Genomic DNA, 19,676 nt, shown 5'->3' with positions numbered 1-19,676 from the left:
TCCGGCGGTTTCTTCATTTCCTGCACTGCTTTCCGGTTAATTAACAGTCATCCCTGTTCAAACGGAGGCTTATGTTTTACAATAGATTCCTGCCGTTCAATAGCGCGAAATTTATATATACTGTGAGGCTTAACATGAAAACAACGGTAACGCTCAGTCAGAAATCGAAACAATTTCTCGTCATCTTGCTGCCGATCCTGATCACGCAAATCGCTCTTTCCGCCATTACGTTTTTTGATACGAACATGTCGGGTCATGCCGGTTCCACCGATTTGGCCGGCGTCGCCATCGGCTCCAGCCTGTGGGTCCCGCTGCAAACGGGCTTGAGCGGCATTTTGATGGGCATGACTCCGATCGTCTCCCATCTGATCGGCGGAGGTCAGGCCCAAAAGGTCGCCTATCACGTCATACAGGGACTATGGCTGGCCCTGCTGCTCGCGGTCGCGATTTTAGCCATCGGCAGCATGCTGCTTCCCGTCATATTGGACGGGATGAATCTCGATGCCCCGGTCCGCAGCGTCGCATTCCGCTTTTTGAGCTTTTTGTCGATCGGCATCATTCCGATGTTCGGTTATACGGTGCTCCGCAGCTATATCGACGCTCTCGGCCATACGAAAATTTCCATGACGATTACGCTCATCTCCCTGCCGATCAACATTTTTCTGAACTATCTGCTCATCTTCGGCAATTGGGGATTTCCCCGCCTTGGGGGCGCCGGTGCCGGGATCGCCTCGGCGATTACGTATTGGTGCGTGTTTGCGGTCGCGGTCACGTTCGTGATCCGGCTGAAACCGTTCGCCGCTTACGGCATTTTCCGAAAGTTCCACGGCGTATCTTTAAAAGTATGGAAGGAACTGCTCAAAATCGGCGTGCCGATCGGCTTTTCGATTTTTTTCGAAACCGCCGTATTTGCCGCGGTAACGCTTCTGATGAGCCGCTTTAACACGATAACGATTGCGGCGCACCAGGCGGCGATGAACTTCGCGAGCACGCTGTACATGATCCCGCTGAGCATCAGCATGGCATTAACCATCCTCGTCGGTTTCGAAAAGGGCGCCGGCCGGCTGAAGGATGCGCGGCAGTACAGCATCCTCGGCATCGGTTCGGCGGTGGTCCTGTCTCTTGCGACCGCGGTGGTGCTGCTCGTCGCCGGCAAATACGTCGCCGGCTTGTATTCGGAAGAAAGCAACGTCATTGCGCTGACGCAGCATTTTCTGATCTATGCGATTTTCTTCCAGATATCCGATGCGATCGCAACGCCGGTCCAAGGCGCGCTCCGCGGGTACAAGGACGTCAATCCCGCCTTTATCATTACCTTTATTTCGTATTGGGTGATCGGGCTTCCCGTCGGGTACCTCCTCGCCTCCTTTACGTCGCTGGGCGCTTTCGGCTTTTGGATCGGGCTCATTGCCGGGCTCGCCGCAGGCGCAACCCTGCTGCTCTGGCGCCTTGTAAGGGTGCAGCGCGGGAGCCGGGAGAACAAAGCCATCGCCGCATGACTCGGCCTGAAAAGTTCGTCCGGATTCAAACGCCCCCTCTACCCATGGGCAGCGATCAAACAAACCAAAAAGCCGTCCCGGGTCGATTGACCTGCGGGACGGCTTTTTGGTTTTGCCGCCAACCCCCGTCATTATTGCGAAAGACGGGATGCCAGCTCGTAAAGCTCCATGTTGAATTCTTTTTTGGTGTTGACGACTTTGTCGATGTCCGTCAGAACAAGTTCGCCTTTGATGATGCCGCAGGCTTTGCCGGATTCGCCTTCGATCAGCTTGCGCACGGCAAAATCGCCAAGGCGGCTGGCCAGGTTCCGGTCGGCTGGCGTCGGCGTTCCCCCGCGCTGGATATGGCCGAGGCACGTCACGCGCGGTTCGAGCGTCGGGCAGCGGTCGGTGAGCGCCTTCGCCACGTCTTCGCCGCTTCCGACCCCTTCCGCCACGATCACGATGCTGTGGCGTTTGCCAAGCGCAAAGCTTTGCTCCATCCGTGCGGTAATTTCGTCCATGTCATGCGGAACTTCCGGCACGAGAATCGTTTCCGCGCCCGAAGCCAGGCCCGCATAAAGGGCGATATCCCCGCAATGTCTGCCCATGACCTCGACGATCGAGGAACGCTCGTGGGAAGACATCGTGTCGCGGAGTTTGTTCACGGCGTCCACGACGATGCTTACCGCGGTGTCAAAGCCGATCGTATAATCCGTGAAAGAAATGTCGTTGTCGATCGTGCCGGGCAGGGCCATCGTTTTGATGCCCAGCTTGCTCAGCTTGTTGGCTCCGTGGTAAGAACCGTCCCCGCCGATGACGACCAGGCCGTCGATGCCGCGTTTTCTCAGGATTTCGGCACCCTTTTGCTGCCCTTCGGGCGTCATGAATTCTTTGCAGCGCGCAGATTGCAGGATGGTTCCGCCGCGGTGGATGATGTCGCCTACGCTGCGCAGATCCATCGAAAAAATGTCGTCGTTCAGCAATCCCTGGTAGCCGCGTTGAATGCCGTACACTTCAAGCCCAAAATAAAGCCCGCTGCGGACAACCGCACGAACGGCCGCGTTCATCCCTTGGGAGTCCCCGCCACTGGTTAGAACTGCAATCTTTTTCACTGTCATGAAAAATTCCTCCTCGTAATCACTCATACAAATGTTTGCGGATCCAGCGGCTGTTGACGAAGAAAAAGAGCCGGGTCAGCGGGCTTCCCTTCATCAAGCGCTTGGACACGGAGCGAACTTCCTGCTGCTCGCTGACTTTCGGATCGGACAAATAGATGGCCAACAATCCCTCGATAATCATCCGGTGAAACGGCGGAACGGGAATGGCCTGAACATCCTTTCGCGCCCATCCGACGATCAAGGCGATCCGGTCCAGCATGGTTTCGGGAGATTCATAATAATTGCAAAAGTTCAAGTCTCCGCCAAGCCGATCCTCTTCCTGATCAATCAGGTAATCCAGCATAATGTGCAGACAGCAAACATGTGGAAAGTATGACGCATGAATGGAGGCCGCAGCCGCATCGCTCAAGTGCCGGTCACTTGCGGCAAGAAAAAGCATGAATACGCCCAGCGTCGACCCCGTAGCCGCGGCGAATTCGTTCCACTGAAGATGGGGGGTTCGTTCACGGTGCTGCTCCCACCACTCCAGCAATGCCTGCTCCCTTAGTTCGGGCCGGATATGCTTGTAGACCTGTAGGTCGGTATACAAGCCGGCCAGATCCTGGACATAGGGCATGGCGGACGCGTAGCCGGGGAGCTGGCGGATGCAGTCCTGGCATGTCGTGACCAGGCTGCGCAAATAACCGCCGTCGTTTTGCTCCAGGCGCAGCGCGTAATAATTCACCGGCTCTGCCTCCGGATCGGTAGCATCCAGCATGGACCGGTGGAGAAGCCTAAAATCCTCGGGATCCATGGAGGTGCTGCGGTCGCATAGATTATCCAGATAGTCGCTGATCGTCTGGTAGGCGACGATAAGCTTCGTTAGAATCAGCCTGTCCGGCAGCGGGACCGCGGCATAAATGCCTCCGCCCTCGCAATGAAATTGTTTGGTCTCGATGCTGGCAAGCGCTTGTTTCCGCAGTTCCGGGTCAGGTATTTTTTTCGCCAGACTCCGCCATCCGTTCAGCTCTTTCCGCACTTCAGGCAGAATATGCTTATACACTCGTCCCATCAAGCTTATAGGGTTCCGGGGAACTTGATATTGACTTTGCCTATTTTCATTCAAGACGGTGCCTCCACATTGTTGTCTACTTGTGTCAATCCTAATGTTTCTTATTATAATATGGACCTTAAAATAGTACAAATAAACTAGATCACGTTTAACGCGTTTATTTTCAATGAAAACGCTTATATTTCAAACGAATCCGTTTTTGCGAGGGAGGTATGCCGCTTGGCCAAAAAATCGCTCCCGCTTCTGATCCTGCTGGCGGGGCTGCTCTATGTTTTTTTGCTGCACGGACTGCTGTTCAAGCTGATTCCCATGGCACTCATTATCGTATACGCTTGCCTGCAGTTCCCCCGCTCCGACAGGAAATACGCCTGCCTGACCGCAGCCGGCCTTTTCTTTTGCATGCTGGGAGACGGTTTGCTCCGTTTTTTCGTCGTCGGACTTTCGGCTTTTCTGATCGGGCATCTGTTCTACCTGTCCGCTTTTTTAGGACGATGGACATATTCACCTCTTCGTTTGAGCTTCGCGCTTCCGCTTGCCGGTTATGCCGCGTTTGTGGGCTGGAAGCTGCATGGCGGCTTGACCTCCGGCGGACATGGAGACCTGGTCGTTCCGGTCTTTTTATATGTGGCCGTCATCATGCTCATGGGGTTCTTCGCCGTCATGACGGGAAGCTGGCGATGCGGGACGGGGGCGCTGCTGTTTATCGCGAGCGACTCGATCCTCTCCTGGAACATGTTCGTTTCGGATATCGCTTATTCGGACGTGTTGATTATGGGAACCTACTATGCCGCGCAATTTTTGCTTGCCGGCAGCATACGGCATCAATCCGGAGCAGCGAACGACAAACGGGGCGTCACGATTCAATAGCCGGATCCTCCCTAAGCCGAACCAAAAAAAGCACAGCTCTCTTTCGAGAACTGTGCTTTATAGGCTTTTTTTTAACCAAAGCTATAAGAAAACGTCGGTTCGACGCTACTTCCGAAGTTTTTCATGCGATTACGACATTTCAGCCGATGCCGAAAATCATAATTCACAGAAATCCATAAAACGGAGTTGATCTTATAATTTAGTTACGTTTGCAGCTTGAGGGCCACGGTTGCCTTCAGTGATTTCGAATTCAACTTCTTGACCTTCGTCCAAAGTTTTGAAGCCTTCGCCTTGAATTGCGGAGAAATGCACGAATACGTCTTCGCCGCCTTCAACTTGAATAAAGCCATAGCCTTTTTCTGCGTTAAACCATTTAACTGTACCTTTCAAATGAACAACCTCCTAAAAATACCGCCATATGTGGCGAATAAGTACATTATACTTCATGCTTCTTGACAATGCAATCGATCTTTTGCGAAATTGCACTTTTTCATTTGCTTTTGTAGCTTCCTCTAAGGTATCATTTTACCAAAAGAGCAAACGGAGAATGCATATGATCAAAAAACACGAAATATACAAAAAAGACAAATGGAACATGATGACCGTCGAAGTGCAGGGCCGCTACATCGTGCTTCGGGAGATTTCCGATCAATGGGGCGAGGAAACCCACACCTTCATGAGCCGCCCGGCTCTCATGCAGTGGGCCGAATCCCGGTTCCCCAAAGAGGAGTACGAAGACAACATGGAAGAATGGCGCTCCATCATGGCCGCCTTTAAAGGAGTCTAAGCCCTTAAAATGGAATACAACAGCACCCTTATTTACATCATCTCGGCCTTTTGCCTGGGAGCCGTGCTCATCCTGATGAAAAACTCGGTCCCGCCAAGGCTGAAACGGGGCATGGCAGGCACTGCGGCCGTCATGATCCTGATTGCCTTTATCCTTATTGTATACAATCTGTTTACCATGGGTTCCAGCCCTTGAAGGAAAGGTTTCATATTATCGCGGGGAAAAGTTCATACTAAGGGACATCTTTCCTTTATAAGGAGGTCCCCTGGTAGTGAACTTCAACAAGACGATCAGGATCGCCGCGCTGCTCACCTTTGTCGTGGGGGCGGCTTCCTGCTTTCCTCCAGCGGTTTCGTCAAATGGAACCCATGCTTTTTCATCCCAACATTTAAGGAGGATTCCCATGGAAAAATTATTGAAGCGTTCCGAGGTAGCCGAAGAACATAAATGGAATGTGGAGGATTTGTTCGACGGCCAAAAAGCCTGGGACCAAACTTATGCCGAACTGCAGCAGGAGCTGAAAAAGATCGCCGAATTCCAAGGCAAGCTCGACAACGCGAACGCGGTCAAGGACTATTTTGCGCTTGAGGACGACATTTCCCTCAAAACCGAACGCCTTTACGTATACGCTCACCTGCACCATGACGAAGATACAGCAAACCCTACATACCAGGCATTATCCCAGAAAGCGAAAAAATTGAACGTGCAGGTCGGCGAAGCCCTTTCTTTTGTTACGCCGGAAATTTTGTCCTTGCCGGACGAAAAGCTGGACGCGTTTATCGCCGATCCCGTACTCGCGCCTTACAAATTCACCCTGACCGAAATGAAGCGCGAAAAAGCCCACGTGCTTTCCAAAACGGAAGAAGCGCTGCTCGCCCAGGTCGGCAACCTGTCGCAGGCTCCGCAAACGATTTTCGGCATGCTTAACAACGCGGACCTGAAGTTTCCGAAGATCAAAAACGAAGAAGGCAAGGAAGTCGAGCTGACCCACGGCAACTACATCCAGTTCCTGGAGAACCCGAACCGCGAGGTGCGCGAGCGGGCATTCAAAGCGGTGTACGATACCTACGCCAAGCAAAAAAATACCATCGCCGCTACGCTGAACGCCAACGTCAACAAAAACATCTTTTACGCGAACGTGCGCAAATACCCTTCCGTTCTGGAAATGTCCCTTTACGGCGACAACATTCCGAAGGAAGTGTACACGAACCTGATCGACACGATCCATGAAAGCCTGCCGCTGCTCCACAGATACATGGACCTGCGCAAAAAGCTGCTCGGCGTCGACGAGCTCCATATGTACGATCTGTTCGCTCCGCTCGTGGACGAATACAAAATGGACATCACGTACGACGAAGCGAAAAAGACCGTCAAGGAAGGCCTCAAACCGCTGGGCGACGATTATTTGGCATCGCTGCAGGAAGGTTTCGACAACAAATGGATCGACGTATACGAGAACGAAAACAAACGCACCGGAGCATACAGCTGGGGAGCTTACGGCACCCATCCGTACGTGCTTCTGAACCATAAGGACAACTTGAACAGCATGTTCACGCTCGCGCACGAAATGGGCCATGCGCTGCATTCCTATTATTCGGACAACGCGCTGCCGTACCGCGACGCGCAGTACACCATTTTCCTGGCCGAAGTGGCCTCGACGACCAACGAAGCGCTCCTGATGGATTACCTGCTCAAAAAATCGACCGATCCGAAGGAAAAGATGTACCTGCTGACCTACTATGCCGACCAGTTCCGCACGACGGTGTTCCGTCAAACGATGTTCGCCGAATTCGAGAAGCTCATCCATGAGCGCGCCGAATCGGGCGAAGCGTTGACGCCGCAGGCGCTGTCGGAAATTTATTACGACCTGAACGTGAAATACCACGGCAAAGGCATGGTCGTCGACAAGGACATCGAAATGGAATGGGCCCGCATTCCGCATTTCTACAACAGCTTCTATGTATACAAATACGCGACCGGATTCTCGGCGGCGACTAGCTTCTCCAAGCAAATTTTGGAGGAAGGCCAGCCCGCGGTGGACCGCTACCTCGGCTTCCTGAAAAGCGGCGGCAGCGACTTTTCGATCAACATCCTGAAAAAAGCCGGCGTCGACATGTCTTCGCCGCAGCCGATCCGCGAAGCGATGAGCGTCTTTGAAAATGTCATCGAGCAGTTGGAGCAAATGACGAAATAACGCATCCGGCATAAAATCCCTTGTCCTTGCAGGTCAAGGGATTTTATACTGTCTTTAAGAAGGAGGTATCTTTCGCATGAAAATCCAATGGTCGCTGATTGCCGGATTGGTGTTTGCGCTGATTACGGCGGTGTTTGCCGTCATTAACGTGGATCCGGTCCGGGTCAATTTTATGTTCAGCGAAGTCGACATCCCGCTCATCCTGCTCATCGTCGGCTGCACGCTGATCGGCGGCATCATCGTCGGCTCTTACGGCATCTTCAGGCAGTACAAGCTGCAAAAGGAAATCAAGCTTTTGACCGCCCAGCTGACGCATATTCAAAACGAAACCGGATATACGCCCCCTTCCCCGGAAGAAATCCAATCCGGCGGCAAAGAAAAAAACGAAGGCGAACTGCCTACGTAGGGAACCCATCATCTTCATCCATGAAATAAGGAGGACATCTGCATGTCAATCCAACCGAACGAAGAATACATATTAACGCTTTTGAAAAAACTGCTGGACACGCCAAGCCCCACCGGCTTTACCGCCCAGGTCTTGAAGCTCGTGGAGCAGGAAGCGGCCTCCCTCGGCGTCAAGCTGTCCTGGAACCAAAAGGGCGGCGCTATTCTTGAAGTGGAGGGCGAGGACCCCTCCCGCACGGTCGGGCTCAGCGCGCACGTGGACACGCTCGGGGCCATGGTCCGCGCCGTCAAATCCGACGGCCGGCTCCGCCTGACCCGCGTCGGCGGCTTTATGCTGCAAAGCATTGAAAACGAATATTGCGTCATCCATACGCGCAGCGGCAAAACGTATACGGGCACGATTTTGAGCACGCATCCTTCCGTGCATGTCTACGACGATGCCCGCGACTTCAAACGCGAGGAAGAAAACATGGAAGTCCGCATCGACGAGCTCGTCGAATCCAAAGAGGATGTTCTGAAGCTGGGCATCGGCGTCGGCGACTTCGTTTCTTTCGATTCCCGCGCGGTCATCACCGAAAGCGGGTTCGTCAAATCCCGCCACATCGACGACAAGGCCAGCGTGGCCGCGCTGTTTGGCCTGCTCGAATCGATGAAGCGCGAAAACTGGAAGCCGAAGCATAATGTGAAGCTGCTGATCTCGAACTATGAGGAGGTCGGTCACGGCGCAGCCTATATCCCTTCCGACATCGACGAGATGATCGCCGTCGACATGGGCTGCATCGGCGACGATCTCAGCTGCAAGGAAACCGACGTTTCCATTTGTGCCAAAGATTCTTCGGGCCCATATGATTACGACATGACGAGCAAGCTGATCGAGCTGGCCAAAGCCGAAGGCATCCCTTATGCCGTCGATGTGTATCCGCACTACGGCTCCGACGCCTCCGCCGCATTGTCGGCCGGCAACAATATCCGTGCCGCGCTGATCGGCCCGGGCGTGCATGCCTCCCATGCAATGGAACGCACGCACAAAACGGCCGTGTTTAATACGGCCAAACTGCTGGCGGCCTATTTGCAATCTTAATTTCGGCGTGAATGCCAAGCCCGGCGGCTTCCATCGGAACGCTGGAATGGTCTCTCCTGGATTCAACGCATGTTCATATCGACAAAAAAGGCTGTTCGATCCACTTGATCGAACAGCCTTTTGTTTCTTGCGCGAAACGCGCGGCATCTGTCTTCCCGTCATGTTGCCGGACCGACGAGTTTTTAATCGGATGAACTGCTGCACGAAGATGAGCTGCAGGATGAACTGCTGCAGGACGACGAACTGCACGAGGAGTCGCTGCTGCATGAGGAATCGCTGCCGCAGGACGAATCGCTGTCGCAAGAAGATTCGCTGCTGCAAGCAGACTCGCCGCCGACGACGTCCCCGTCGATCAAATCAAGCATAATGAGCGTATTTACGTCGCTGCCGCCATAAGCATATGAATCCGTTTGTTGGGAGGTGAAACCGGAAGCTGCTTGAGAATTTTTCCTCTGCCCGGACGGCCGGCCCGCCTTCGCTTGGGAGGACGGCGATGTCGGCATCCGTTTTTGCAGCTCCTCCCGGTTTTGGACGACGTGGATGATATGGTTTACAAGCTCTTGCACGGCCGCGTGGTAAACGTACGACGGATGATTTTTGAAGTAACGTTCAAGCAAAACATCACGGTCCCCCGCCAGAGCATGGTTTGCCAACGCCGGGTCCAGTTTTTTACGCCCGAAGCTCCCAAGAAGGATGGTGTTTTCCGTATGGATTTCAAATAAAACGGAGTACACCAGCTCGAATTGGGCCCGTTCCGCCTCCCCCGGTTTCGCGGATTTGCCCGTATGGGGCGCGTGATGGATCATTTCCCCGAACAGGTCATGGCAAAACTGTTGGTATTCGCGGGAAAAAAGCAGGGCGGAATGCCAGATTTCATCGACCATGGAGCTGTACATGCCGACGCTTTTGAGAAAAACATTCATCGCCAAGAACCGTTTGAACTCGAGGAGCAGCCAGGAATACATCGCGTCCGAAACATCCGGATGTTCGGCGAGAAACCGCGACCTTACATGCGCCCAATATTCTTCATGCTTAAGGAACACCTCGTCCAACCGCGTTTGGACCGGCGCAAGGAATTCATGCTGCCGGAATCCCGCTCCCTCGGGAGCAACATCGGAAAAAGCGCTCCCCGGGTAACTGCCGAGGGAACGGCGAGGTTCTTTTTTCCGTCCTTTAAACCATCTTTGAAAAATCCCCATGCGTCACCGCCTATTGCAATTTAGCCGTTTTTGCTTGCTTCGATTTTTTCCGCCAGCTCGTTCAGATACGTCCAGCGGTCCATCAGGTGCTCCAGCTCCGCTTCGGTTTCCTGCTGCTGCGAAAGCAGCTCCTGAAGCAGGGCCGAGTCGGCGAAGGCCTCCTCCATCTTACTCTGGATGGCCGCCAGTTTATTCTCGCAGGCTTCGATCAGACCGTCGATTTGCTCGTATTCGCGCTGCTCCTTATAGCTGAATTTCAGCTTCTCGCGCGGTGCGGCCGCGGCCGCCTGCGGCGCGGAAACCTTCTCCGCCTTGCGTTCCGCGGCGGCAGGTTCGGCGTTTTTAGCCATCCATTCGCTGTATTCGGTAAAATTGCCGACATGCACGCGCACCCGTCCGTCGCCCTCAAAAGCCCATATTTTATCCACCGTCCGGTCCAAAAAGTACCGGTCATGGGATACGACAAACACGACGCCCGGAAAATCGTCCAAATAATCCTCCAGCACGGCCAGCGTTTGGATGTCCAAATCGTTTGTCGGTTCGTCCAGAAGAAGCACGTTCGGCGCGGACATCAACACCCGCAGCAAATACAAGCGGCGTTTTTCCCCGCCCGACAATCTGGAAATCGGGGTCCACTGCATCGCGGGCGGGAACAAAAAGCGCTCCAGCATCTGGGACGCCGTAATGCTGCTGCCGTTATCAGAGCGGATGACCTCCGCTTCCTCCTTGATGTATTCGATGACGCGCATGCTGCCGTCCATGTCCTGATGCTCCTGCGTGAAATAGCCGATTTTGACGGTAGGACCCGTGATGATCTCCCCCTCGTCCGGCTCCAGCCTGCCGGCGATCAGGTTGAGCAGCGTCGACTTCCCGCTTCCGTTCGGCCCCGTGATACCGATCCGGTCGCCCGGCACGCTGATATAGTTCAAATCATGGATCAGAACCTTGGGGCCTGCATTTTTGCCCACATGCTCCAATTCGATGATTTTGCGCCCCAAACGCGCCGAAGCCGCCGACATTTCGATCGTGCCGCTTCGCGTCGGCCCTTGCTGCTCCTTCAGCGCTTCAAAACGCTCGATCCGCGCCTTCTGCTTGGTCGTTCTTGCTTTGGCTCCGCGCCGAATCCAGGCGAGCTCGTTTCGCAGCAGGTTTTGCCTTTTTTGCTCCGATGCTTCCTCCCGTTCTTCCCTTTCCGCCTTCAGCTCAAGAAATTTGGAATAGTTGGCCTCGTAGCGGAACAACCGGCCTTGATCCAGCTCCAGCATCACGGTGGCCACCCGGTCCAAAAAGTAGCGGTCGTGCGTGATCATCAGCAGCGCGCCGCGGCGCTTCTGCAAATACTGCTCGAGCCAAACGACGGAATCGTTGTCGATGTGGTTCGTCGGTTCGTCCAAAATGAGCAGCTCGCACGGTTCGATCAACGCTTGCGCCAAGGCGACGCGTTTGCGCTGTCCCCCCGACAACGAGCCCATGGCCGCGTCAAAACGGGTGATGCCCAGCTTGGACAAAATCGTTTTGGCTTCGCTTTCCATTTGCCATGCTTGCAGCGCGTCCATTTGCTGGTTCAGCTTCAGCAGCTTCTCCTGCAGCGCCTCATCGGCCGGATTCAGCTCCAGCAGCTCCATCGTTTCCGTGTAATCCCGAACGACCTTCAGCTTGGGATCATTCCCTTCAAACACCTGCTGCAGGACCGTATTGCCGGGATGAAAGTCGGGGTTTTGCGCCAGGAAACGCACCCTCACCTGATTTCCGAGGGAGATACTCCCCTCATCCGGCGGCTCCAAACCGGCAATGACGCGCAAAAACGTGGATTTCCCCGTTCCGTTGACGCCGACGATGCCGATTTTATCCTGATCCCCCATGCCAAACGAGGCATCCTTAAACAACACTTTTTCGCCGTAACTTTTGGATATATGTTCAACGGTCATGATGTTCATATCGTTTTTCCCTACTTATCTCTGAAATTGAAAAGCATATTGCTATTTTAGCATACGGTCCGGTCCGATAGGAACAAAAGGTACGTTCACCGCCCGTACATGAAACCAAAAAAACCGTCCGGAAGGGACGGTTTTTTTATCGCTTGAAAGATGGAGCAGATCAGACAACCAATGCCAGGAGCCAGGCTGCAAGGCCGCCGATGCAGGAAGAAATGAAATTGACCGCGTCGTTGTTCATCCACCTCCAGCCGCGAATCCGGCGGGTCGGTTGCCCGCAATGCTCAAGCACCTCGACGTCTTTGCCGCATACCGGGCATCGGTACATCACCTGTACGGTCGCTCCGAGGAAGGAGTCGGCAAACGCGCCGGCTAGTCCGCCTGTAAGCCCCGCAAGCCACACGCCGCCCCAGAAAACGTCCGTTCCGGACAACAAGGCGAACAACCACCCGAACAGCGCGATCAAGAGACCGCCGGCCGCTGCCGCGGAGCTTCCCATCAGCGTCACGCCGCCCGACGTTCCCGGAGGAACGATTTTTCCGGTTAATACGGAACGCGGGGGCCTGCGGCTCAGCCCTCCCCATTCCGTCGCCCAGGTGTCAGCCGTGACGGCCGCCATGACGCCGATAAACGCATAAATCCAGCCGGGATGGGGCCAAATCGCATGGAACAGGCACAGCAGCATGCCTGCGCCGCCGTTGGCGAAAACCTGGCCCGCGTCCCGCGTCCCGGTTTTGGCATACGATTTTTCGAGCTCTGCTTTGTTGGCTTGCTTGAATTTCGACAGCAGCGAAGAACTGACGAAAAACACCAGCAGAATGCCGAACCAGAGCAGGTTGCCCGCTCCAAAATAAATCGTGCCCATGACGAACGCGGCGGCGGCGCCGGAAAGCGTGAGCGACCTTTTCCGGTAAGCTGCCCCGGCGACGGCGAGGGCGCAAAGCGCGCCGATCAGCCAAACCATGTCAGCCGATCACGCAGCTTCCGAGAAGCCGGTTTCCCCAGTACAGCTCGAAGGCATCTCCGGAAGCGCAGGGGCCTACGCCCGCGGGAGTTCCCGTGAAAATGACATCCCCTTCGCCAAGCCCGTAATGCGTGCCGATGTAATCGACGATTTCCTGCAACGGAAAAATCATCTCCTTGATATTTCCGCGCTGCACTTCCTTGCCGTTTTTATGTACCGTGAAATCCTCGCTCCCCGCCGCTTCTGCGCCGGGAAATCCGATGAATCCGGACACCGGGGCGGAATTTTTGAAGCCTTTGGCCGCCGTCCACGGATGCCCTTTTTTCTTGATCCCCGTCTGCACGTCCCGCAGCGTAAAGTCGATGCCCAGCGCCATTTGGTCCACCAGGTCGTCCACCTTTACGCCCGGTTCATAGGCGCGGCTCACGCGGAGAACCAGCTCCCCCTCGTAATGGACCTCGCCTTTGTTTTGCGGCAGCTCAAGCGTTTGCCCTTCCAAGCGTACGACCGCATGGGACGGTTTCAAAAAAATCATCGGCTCCTCAGGCACGTCGTTGCCAAGTTCGGCGGCGTGGAGTTTGTAGTTTCGTCCGACGCAATATACGTTTCGAATCATCATGATCTCTTCCTTTGCAGTTAAAATAGGATGATGCTTAGCGGATAAACGTTTTTTTCCATACGTCAGGCCGGTTGGTGCAGATCAAAATTTCCGGAGAAATATCGGCAATCCGTCTCATTCGCTTCGGATCGTCGACGGTCCAGGCCATCACCTCGATGCCCGCCGACTTCAGTCTTTGAAACAATTCGGAATCCAAATTCGGGTAGCCGATCGACAGGAAGGAACAACCCAGCGACTGCAGCCGTTCCACGAGATCCTTGGGTTTGGCGTCGATGATGAGTCCCGTTTGCATATCCGGGTTGATCTCCTTTACTTTCCGGAGCGCCCCGGCGTCAAACGACGTCAGGACGACATCCTGCTCCATATGGTATGAAGCGACGCGTTCGATGACCGCCTGCTCCAAGCCCGGATACATGTTTCCCGAAGTTTTCAGCTCGATGTTCAGCCGGACCCGGCCGCAGCAAAGGTGAAGCACCTCGGTGAGGGAAGGGATGTGCTCCCCATGGTATTCCCTGCTTTTCCAGCTTCCGGCGTCGAACCGGAGAAGCTGCTGCCAGGTATAATCCTTGACCTTGCCGGTGCCCGTCGTCGTCCGGTCCAAGCTGAAATCATGAATGACCACGGGAATCCCGTCAATCGTAAGTTGGGTATCGATTTCCATCCACTGAACATAAGGTTCGGCCAAGGCCATCCGAAAAGCCGCCATCGTATTTTCGGGCGCTTTGCCGGAAAAACCGCGGTGGGCCACACACAGATTGTTCAACCTTCTCCCCCCAAACTTGTCGGCGTCCGAAGGCCGTCCGCTCATGAACCCGGCGTGACGACTCCGTCCGCTGAAATTTTGACGCCGCCGATCGATAGATTTTGCAGCTCTTTCATCAGGCGGCCGCCCTCCTGCGCGTTCATAGGCACCGGCTGCCCAAGCTCCGCATGGTAAGGAACCAGCTTCATGCTGCAGCCTGATGTTTTGCAACGGGCTTGAAACACGGCCGTTTTCCATGTCGACGGCGTGCTCGATTTCGTGAAAATAAAATTCCCCGTGCTGTAAGCGATCCATTTTCCTTTATACTGCTCCATCCCTTGCAGAACATGCGGGTGCCCTCCGATGATCAAATCGGCTCCCGCATCGACGAAATCATGCCCCAGCTTTTTCTGAATGTCATTCGGCGTGAGGGCGCGTTCGATCCCCCAATGCACCATGACGATGACCAGGTCGGCTTTTTTGCGGGCTTCGGTGATCGAGGCAATGACGCGCGACGCCTTATCGTATGCGCTGGCTACGCCGGGCTTGTTTGCTCCCGCCGCCCAATTGGTTTCCGGATATACCCGGCTTGCGCCGATCACGGCAATCGTCATGCCGCCGCGATTGAAATACATCGGCTGGTAGGCGCGATCCGCGTTTTTGCCGGCACCGACGTACTGAATGCCGCTTTGGTCCAAATATTTGATCGTGTCCAGCAAACCGACCTCGCCTTGGTCGAGGATATGGTTGTTGCCGAGATTGACCGCGTCCATTCCCGCGGCCCGCAGCGCCTCCAGCGCTTTCGGCGAAGACTTGAACACGAACTGCTTGTTTTTTGCGCCTACTCCGCCCGTCGTCACCGGCGTTTCGAGATTTCCGAGCGTCAGGTCGTCTTTTTTGAACATGTCTCCCAAATAAGCAAACGGGTATGAATAGCCTTTTTTCTCAAGCAGCGTTTCCACTTTGCCCGAAAAAATCATGTCGCCGACAAAATGGATCGTGACGGATTTGCCGTTATCCTTTACTATCTTATGTCCCTTCGGCGCGTCGGAGTCCTCTTGGCCGGCGTCTTTTGGGCCGGTTTTCTTTTCCGCGGCATCGGCGGGAGGATTTTTTTCGGCCTGCCCTGCCGGCTGCTTCTTTCCTTCGTCCTGCGGCTTATCCGCCGTTTTCTGCTCCGGCCGCTCACTTTCCTCGGGTTTCGTTTCCTGCGGTTTTGTTTCCGGCTCGCCTTGTTCCTCTACCGAGTCCTTGGCTTTATCGGAATTCCCCCCTTCAGGACGGTCCTTCCCGTCATCGGCCGCTGCATCCGGCGGCGTGCCGTTCTCCTTCTGACCCTCGGGCGGGGATTCGTGTTGTTCCGTATTGGCGGGCGCAGGTTTCTGCGGCGGAACCCCGGCCGCACTCTGCCGATAATCGGCAAGAAAATAAACGGCAAGCAAAATGACAATCATCATAAGCAGACAGGCATTGACGGTCAGCCACACCCGCCTCTGCTTCAGCTTCCGGTTTTTGGAGCCGGAACGTTTCTTCTGTGATCTGGGCGGATACATCGCTCCTCCTTAAATATAAACAGTTTGGAATCTTTGAAAATCCTAATTTTTAGTAGATTTCCTCCAGAATCCATACTATTATATCAGGTCCGCCAAAGCAAATAGAACCCCTCGCGTCTGCGGGGGGTTCCTTGATCGATGGCCAATTTATGCCATTCCGGCTTGTTGAAGCTGTTCGACGATGGCGTCGCGCAGCGTTTCCATGTACAGCGGATCGCTGTTCAGCATGTCGATGCGCATGAGGCGCATGTCCAGCTCCTTCGCCACTTCCTGCGCTTCGATATCCAGATCGTAAAGCACTTCGAGATGGTCGGACACAAATCCGATCGGCGCGACGAGCACGTTTTTGACCTGCTCTTTGCTGAGGTTCCGCAGCGTATCGAGGATGTCCGGACCAAGCCACGGCTCGGCGGTGCGCCCGGCGCTTTGCCATGCAAACTGCCAGGACGTAATGCCCGTCTGTTCTGCAATGGCGCGGGAGGTCTCGAGCAGCTGCTCCGGATACGGATCGCCCATGCTCAAAATTCTTTCCGGCAGGCTGTGCGCGCTGAACAAAACGCGGACTTCGCCGCGTTCGGCTCCCGCTTCCTTGAACAGGTCGAGCTTCGCGTTCACCCGGCGGCTGAACGCTTCGATCAGCTGCGGATGCAGGTGATAGCTTTTGACGAAAGTGAATTGGACCCCGACTTCGTCCGCTTTGGCCTGGGCGCGTTTGACATAGCTTTCGACGCTCATCGTGGAATAATGCGGGGCCAGCACGATGCCCACCGCTTTTTTGATGCCGTCTTTGGCCATTTGCTCCACGCCGTCTTCGATGAACGGACTCGCGTGTTTCAGCCCCTGATAGCAGACGTATTCCACGTCGAGCAGACGGCTGTCCGTATCCAGCGCTTCCTGCAGGTTCTCCACCTGGTTGTTCGTGTTTTCGCGAAGCGGGAACACGCCGCCCACGATGGCTTTGTAACGATCCGACAGCTCTTCCAGCTGCTCGGGGGATGGCGCATGTCCGCGGCGGATATGCGTATAGTATGCCTCAATGCCTTCCATGCTTTCCGGAGTGCCGTAGGACATGACGAGAACGCCGATTTTGGTTTTCACGAAGCAGTCACCTCTTACTTAAATATTGAACTTGATGGTTTACGCTCTTTTTTATGATTTCATGCGAAATCTTACTTGTTTTTTAACGCCGCCGCCGAGTACTCATGAATATAATCCGTCAATTCCTTCAGTTTATCCAGCGATGCCTCCGGGAACAGGCCGTGCCCCAGGTTGAAAATATATCCCGGCTCCTGGATCCCTTCATCAATCAATTCCTTGGCATATTGTTTAATGGTTTCCATAGGAGCCGTCAAAATATAAGGATCCAGGTTGCCCTGCACCGCAAATTTGCCGCCCGTGCGCTTGCGGCCTTCCGCGATGGATACCCGCCAGTCGAGCCCGATGACGTCCGCCTGAAGCTCTTTCAGCGTCGGGAGCAGCTCGCCGGAGCTGACGCCCGGAAAATATATTTTCGGTACATTCAAATCCGAAAGTTCGGCAAAGATACGGGTAATGGTAGGCAGGACATACGTTTGGAAGTCCTTCGGGGCAAGCGCTCCGACCCAGCTGTCGAACAGCTGGAACGCTTTGCCGCCGTTCTCGATATGGGAACGCACATATGTAATGACCATATCGCCGAGCTTATCCATCAGCAGCTTCCACACTTCAGGTTCGCCGTACATCAGCGTTTTCGTCAAAATATAGCTTTTGGACGGACGGCCTTCGATCAGATAGCTCGCAATCGTAAACGGCGCTCCGGCAAACGTGATGAGAGGCACCTGAAGCTCCTTGTCGAGGATGCGAATGGTTTCCATGATATGGGATAAGTCCTTGTCCACGTCGATCGGGCGAAGCTTCTCCACATCCGCCTTGCTCCGAATCGGGTTATCGATCACGGGACCGATATTTTTGACGATATCGAAATCGACGCCGAGCGAAGCGACCGGATTCATGATGTCCGAATACAAAATCGCGGCATCCACGCCAAGCTTCCGTACAGGCATCATCGTGATTTCGGCCGCAAGCTCCGGCTGCCGGCAAATTTCAAGCAGCGAATATTTCTCTTTGATTTTGCGGTATTCAGGGTCGTACCTGCCCGCTTGCCTCATATACCAGACAGGAACATGATCCGTTTCCTGCTTGTAGCTGGCGCGTATGAGCGTATCGTTGTAGGTCATGAAGGGGCCTCCAATGTTTTTTAGAATTTCTCTAATCTATATTATGCCCTTTTTAAAAGTCGGTAACAACCGGATGTCTTTCCGTTCGGGTGACAATAGTATGACAACTGTGACATGGTCCTTTGGGTAAATATGCTATACTGGAATAACCTGTGTTTTTCATGCTGAATTTGCAGTCACAAGAGAAAGGAAGTGAAAAGCACATTGAAATCGTGGAAAGTCAATTTGATTGTGCTTTGGATCGGCCAGTTTCTGGTCAACTCCGGAATGACCATGATCACCCCGTTCCTGTCCCTGTATCTGGCGAAAGATCTGGGCGTGCGGGGCGAGCATGAGATCGGCTTATGGGCGGGTTTGATTTTTGCCGCCAACTTCATGACGTCTTTTATTTTCCAGCCGCTTTGGGGCAAGCTGGCCGACCGGTACGGCCGGAAAATCATGCTGCTCCGCTCCGGCTTCGGCATGGCGATCGTCATCACGCTGATGGGGTTTGCCCGCACCCCTTGGGAACTGCTGCTGCTCCGGCTGCTGAACGGAACGATCTCCGGCTTTAACCCCGCTTCGATTTCGCTGGTGTCCAGCACGACCCCGAAAGAACGGATGGGTTTTGCGATGGGAATCATGCAGTCCGGCTCGGTGGCGGGAACCATTCTTGGGCCTTTGATCGGCGGGGGCCTTGCGGATTTGTTCGGATTCCGTCCTATTTTCTATATCATCGGCGTACTTATTTTTGCGGCTTCCCTGCTGGCCCTGTTCCTGGTCAAAGAAAATTTCAACCGCGAACAAGCGGCAAAAATCCCGCAGGCATCCGTGCTTGCCGGCTTCAAGGAGCTGACGAAAATCCCGCAGCTTCCGGCGCTGTTCGCCGTGACCTTCCTGCTGCAGTTTGCGATGATGAGCCCAATGTCGCTGCTGCCGCTGTACGTCGAGAAGCTGCATGCATCCGCTGCGAATTTGGCCTTCTGGGCGGGCATGGTCAGCGCCGTCACCGGTTTGTCCAACATGATCACCTCGCCGATTCTCGGCAAGCTGAGCGACAAGGTGGGGGCGCACCGCATTTTGACCTATGCCCTGATCGGCGCCGGCGTGATGCTGATTCCGCAGGCCTTCGTCCAATCGGTATGGCAGCTGATCATCGTCCGTTTCCTGATGGGCGTTTTTATGGGCGGCCTGCTCCCGAGCGTCAATGCGCTGATCCGTTCGTACACGCCGGACGGCATGGAAAGCCGGGCCTTCGGCTTCAACACGAGCACGCTGGCGCTCGGCAACATGCTGGGCGCGCTCGTCGGCGGATTTTTATCCGGCTTTATCGGCATCGAGGGATTGTTTATCATATCGGGATGCCTGCTTCTGCTCAACATGGTGTGGGTGCGGCTTAAGCTGTATAAAAAAGGAAATTCGCCGCAGTTCCGGTAATCGGAACCGGCAAATCCGGCATGTCCCCGTAAAAGACCGTCCGATGGTT

The 19,676-nt window shown here is 54.5% G+C and carries 19 protein-coding genes; 8 read left to right on the top strand and 11 right to left on the bottom strand.

From position 1 onward, the window contains the following. Nucleotides 1–134: 134 nt before the first annotated feature. Complete coding sequence (locus tag AC27KL_RS06580) at nucleotides 135–1,499, top strand: MATE family efflux transporter (RefSeq protein ID WP_487169213.1); 1,365 nt, start codon at nucleotides 135–137, stop codon at nucleotides 1,497–1,499. A 131-nt stretch (nucleotides 1,500–1,630) separates the two neighbouring features. Here AC27KL_RS06580 and pfkA read toward each other — a convergent pair whose 3' ends face one another. Both pfkA and AC27KL_RS06570 read right to left on the bottom strand, forming a co-directional pair. Beyond that, nucleotides 1,631–2,599 (bottom strand): 6-phosphofructokinase, encoded by a 969-nt coding sequence (gene pfkA / locus AC27KL_RS06575; RefSeq protein WP_212953271.1) that lies wholly within the window; start codon nucleotides 2,597–2,599, stop codon nucleotides 1,631–1,633. A 19-nt stretch (nucleotides 2,600–2,618) separates the two neighbouring features. Continuing rightward, nucleotides 2,619–3,650, bottom strand: coding sequence for a tetraprenyl-beta-curcumene synthase family protein (locus AC27KL_RS06570; protein WP_487169425.1), 1,032 nt, complete (start codon nucleotides 3,648–3,650; stop codon nucleotides 2,619–2,621). Between the two features lie 219 nt (nucleotides 3,651–3,869). On the opposite strand from AC27KL_RS06570, the gene AC27KL_RS06565 reads away from it, so the two are divergent. Continuing rightward, nucleotides 3,870–4,517, top strand: a complete 648-nt coding sequence (locus tag AC27KL_RS06565; RefSeq protein WP_487169212.1) for a lysoplasmalogenase — start codon at nucleotides 3,870–3,872, stop codon at nucleotides 4,515–4,517. 192 nt (nucleotides 4,518–4,709) lie between these two features. Here the strand turns inward: AC27KL_RS06565 and AC27KL_RS06560 are convergent, their stop codons facing one another. Continuing rightward, nucleotides 4,710–4,907, bottom strand: coding sequence for a cold shock domain-containing protein (locus AC27KL_RS06560; protein ID WP_036706669.1), 198 nt, complete (start codon nucleotides 4,905–4,907; stop codon nucleotides 4,710–4,712). Between the two features lie 163 nt (nucleotides 4,908–5,070). Here AC27KL_RS06560 and AC27KL_RS06555 point away from each other — a divergent pair, with 163 nt between their 5' ends. The 5 genes from AC27KL_RS06555 to AC27KL_RS06535 all read left to right on the top strand — a co-directional run bounded on the left by AC27KL_RS06555 (nucleotide 5,071) and on the right by AC27KL_RS06535 (nucleotide 8,984). After that, nucleotides 5,071–5,304 carry a hypothetical protein gene (locus AC27KL_RS06555; RefSeq protein WP_036706665.1) on the top strand — a complete coding sequence of 78 codons (234 nt, stop codon included), beginning with the start codon at nucleotides 5,071–5,073 and terminating at the stop codon, nucleotides 5,302–5,304. Nucleotides 5,305–5,313: 9 nt separating this feature from the next. Further along, entirely contained in the window at nucleotides 5,314–5,499 is a 186-nt protein-coding gene (locus AC27KL_RS06550; protein ID WP_036706663.1) for a hypothetical protein, read from the top strand. A gap of 208 nt (nucleotides 5,500–5,707) precedes the next feature. After that, a complete protein-coding gene (gene pepF / locus AC27KL_RS06545; RefSeq protein WP_487169211.1) occupies nucleotides 5,708–7,498 on the top strand; it encodes an oligoendopeptidase F in 1,791 nt (596 codons plus the stop codon). A 76-nt stretch (nucleotides 7,499–7,574) separates the two neighbouring features. Further along, the gene (locus AC27KL_RS06540) at nucleotides 7,575–7,904 is read left to right on the top strand and encodes a LapA family protein (protein WP_487169210.1); all 330 of its coding nucleotides are present in this window, start codon (nucleotides 7,575–7,577) and stop codon (nucleotides 7,902–7,904) included. 42 nt (nucleotides 7,905–7,946) lie between these two features. After that, nucleotides 7,947–8,984 carry a M42 family metallopeptidase gene (locus AC27KL_RS06535; RefSeq protein WP_487169209.1) on the top strand — a complete coding sequence of 346 codons (1,038 nt, stop codon included), beginning with the start codon at nucleotides 7,947–7,949 and terminating at the stop codon, nucleotides 8,982–8,984. A 182-nt stretch (nucleotides 8,985–9,166) separates the two neighbouring features. Here AC27KL_RS06535 and AC27KL_RS06530 read toward each other — a convergent pair whose 3' ends face one another. The 8 genes from AC27KL_RS06530 to hemE all read right to left on the bottom strand — a co-directional run bounded on the left by AC27KL_RS06530 (nucleotide 9,167) and on the right by hemE (nucleotide 18,211). Beyond that, entirely contained in the window at nucleotides 9,167–10,183 is a 1,017-nt protein-coding gene (locus tag AC27KL_RS06530) for a glycine-rich domain-containing protein (RefSeq protein ID WP_487169208.1), read from the bottom strand. A gap of 20 nt (nucleotides 10,184–10,203) precedes the next feature. Continuing rightward, the gene (locus tag AC27KL_RS06525; protein WP_487169207.1) at nucleotides 10,204–12,120 is read right to left on the bottom strand and encodes an ABC-F family ATP-binding cassette domain-containing protein; all 1,917 of its coding nucleotides are present in this window, start codon (nucleotides 12,118–12,120) and stop codon (nucleotides 10,204–10,206) included. Between the two features lie 160 nt (nucleotides 12,121–12,280). Beyond that, the gene (locus tag AC27KL_RS06520; protein WP_339321578.1) at nucleotides 12,281–13,081 is read right to left on the bottom strand and encodes a DUF92 domain-containing protein; all 801 of its coding nucleotides are present in this window, start codon (nucleotides 13,079–13,081) and stop codon (nucleotides 12,281–12,283) included. Between the two features lies 1 nt (nucleotide 13,082). Beyond that, nucleotides 13,083–13,697: a fumarylacetoacetate hydrolase family protein gene (locus AC27KL_RS06515; RefSeq protein WP_339321579.1), complete on the bottom strand. Its 615-nt coding sequence runs from the start codon at nucleotides 13,695–13,697 to the stop codon at nucleotides 13,083–13,085. Nucleotides 13,698–13,734: 37 nt separating this feature from the next. After that, nucleotides 13,735–14,463 (bottom strand): glycerophosphodiester phosphodiesterase, encoded by a 729-nt coding sequence (locus AC27KL_RS06510; RefSeq protein WP_487169206.1) that lies wholly within the window; start codon nucleotides 14,461–14,463, stop codon nucleotides 13,735–13,737. A 41-nt stretch (nucleotides 14,464–14,504) separates the two neighbouring features. Continuing rightward, nucleotides 14,505–15,995 carry a CapA family protein gene (locus AC27KL_RS06505; RefSeq protein WP_487169205.1) on the bottom strand — a complete coding sequence of 497 codons (1,491 nt, stop codon included), beginning with the start codon at nucleotides 15,993–15,995 and terminating at the stop codon, nucleotides 14,505–14,507. Between the two features lie 147 nt (nucleotides 15,996–16,142). Next, nucleotides 16,143–17,093, bottom strand: coding sequence for a ferrochelatase (hemH, locus tag AC27KL_RS06500; protein ID WP_487169204.1), 951 nt, complete (start codon nucleotides 17,091–17,093; stop codon nucleotides 16,143–16,145). 71 nt (nucleotides 17,094–17,164) lie between these two features. Further along, nucleotides 17,165–18,211: a uroporphyrinogen decarboxylase gene (gene hemE, locus AC27KL_RS06495; protein WP_339321583.1), complete on the bottom strand. Its 1,047-nt coding sequence runs from the start codon at nucleotides 18,209–18,211 to the stop codon at nucleotides 17,165–17,167. A 204-nt stretch (nucleotides 18,212–18,415) separates the two neighbouring features. On the opposite strand from hemE, the gene AC27KL_RS06490 reads away from it, so the two are divergent. After that, the gene (locus AC27KL_RS06490; protein WP_212951393.1) at nucleotides 18,416–19,627 is read left to right on the top strand and encodes an MFS transporter; all 1,212 of its coding nucleotides are present in this window, start codon (nucleotides 18,416–18,418) and stop codon (nucleotides 19,625–19,627) included. Nucleotides 19,628–19,676 lie beyond the last annotated feature (49 nt).

Source organism: Paenibacillus sp. YAE3 (genome assembly GCF_057546105.1).
Note: the sequence above shows the minus strand (reverse complement) of the source record. Positions and strands in the feature narration are given on the sequence as shown.